Source organism: Bradyrhizobium sp., assembly GCF_016462955.1.
GTDB lineage: Bacteria > Pseudomonadota > Alphaproteobacteria > Rhizobiales > Xanthobacteraceae > Bradyrhizobium.
Map to the genome: position 1 here is coordinate 1 of NZ_JAEMSD010000697.1, position 1,138 is coordinate 1,138.

Annotated in this window: 2 protein-coding genes; one reads left to right on the forward strand and one right to left on the reverse strand. The window is 61.1% G+C overall.

Annotated features, from left to right (window positions below; all coding sequences use genetic code 11):
• The coding region (locus JHD07_RS37015; RefSeq protein ID WP_291631191.1) for a hypothetical protein at window positions 1–199 on the forward strand (199 nt) is incomplete at its 5' end.
• Between the two features lie 88 nt (window positions 200–287).
• Here the strand turns inward: JHD07_RS37015 and JHD07_RS37020 are convergent.
• Window positions 288–1,138: AMP-binding protein (locus JHD07_RS37020; RefSeq protein ID WP_291631193.1), on the reverse strand; the 851-nt coding region annotated here is incomplete at its 5' end.

Sequence of the window (1,138 nt, forward strand, 5' to 3'; positions counted from 1 at the left end):
CTGCGCAAGCAGACGGCAGGGCCAGAGCACGCAGTGGTGGAATGACGACACGCTGGCGTTCCTCGGCGAGCTCGGCTGCTTTGTATTTAGCGATCCATGGCCGGACAAGGTTCCGCGAGATCTCATTTCAACCTTTGTCGAGTCAACGTCGCAGGGCACTATCAGCGCTTTGGAACGTGGTACAACGATCAGTCCATAGTGGCCGTCGAGACAGATCAGTCAACCGCTTTCAGGGGAGCAAATGTGGGCTCCGAAAGAAGCGCGCGTCAGGCGCACGGAAGTTGGACCTATGACTGCGCGTGCGCGGTCTTGATGGCAGCTCTATCGATTTCACCCGCGTCGTTCTTCAGAAGATTATCGACGAACACTACGATCTTCGGCCGCTTGTAGCGCGCGATGAGACTGCCCGCGAAATCCACGATCTCGTCCGCGGTCGTTGTCTTCGAAGGTTGCAACACGCACACCGCCTTCACCGCTTCGCCCCATTGCGGATCGGGGACGCCGATGACGACGACTTCGGCAATGGAAGCATGCTGACGGATCGCGTTCTCGACCTCGGCCGGATAGACATTCTCACCACCGGTCTTAATCAGTTCCTTTTCCGGCGCGCGGCCCGCATACCAGAGATAGCCGTCGGCGTCGAAATAGCCTATGTCGCCGGTGTGGTGCAAGCTGTTGCGAAACGTGTGTGCGGTATCGGCTTCGAGATTCCAGTATCCCTTGAAGACCGTCGGCCCGCGCACAACGATCTCACCGGTTTCGCCGGTCGGCTTCGGACGATCGTCGCCATCCACGACAGCGATGCTGCGCCAGAACAGCGGACGCCCCGCGGACTTCGGTCGGTCGCGGTAGCGCGACAGCGTCGCCAGACCCGAGGTCTCCGACTGGCCGAAGGTGACCCAGAACGCTGCTTGGGGACACTCGCGTTCGAACCGTTCGATGGTTTCGGGTGAGTCGAGTCCGGTCACCGCGCGCAGCGACGACAGTTGGCCCGGCTTTGCCTGATCCAGGATGCTGCCCAACATCGGCGCGAACTCGGACATTACGGTGATCTTTTCGGCTTCGATGTCGCGCGCCGCCTGCGCGGCATCGAACTTCGCCGAGATCACGCTGGCGCCACCCGCCTGTTGCGTCGTCA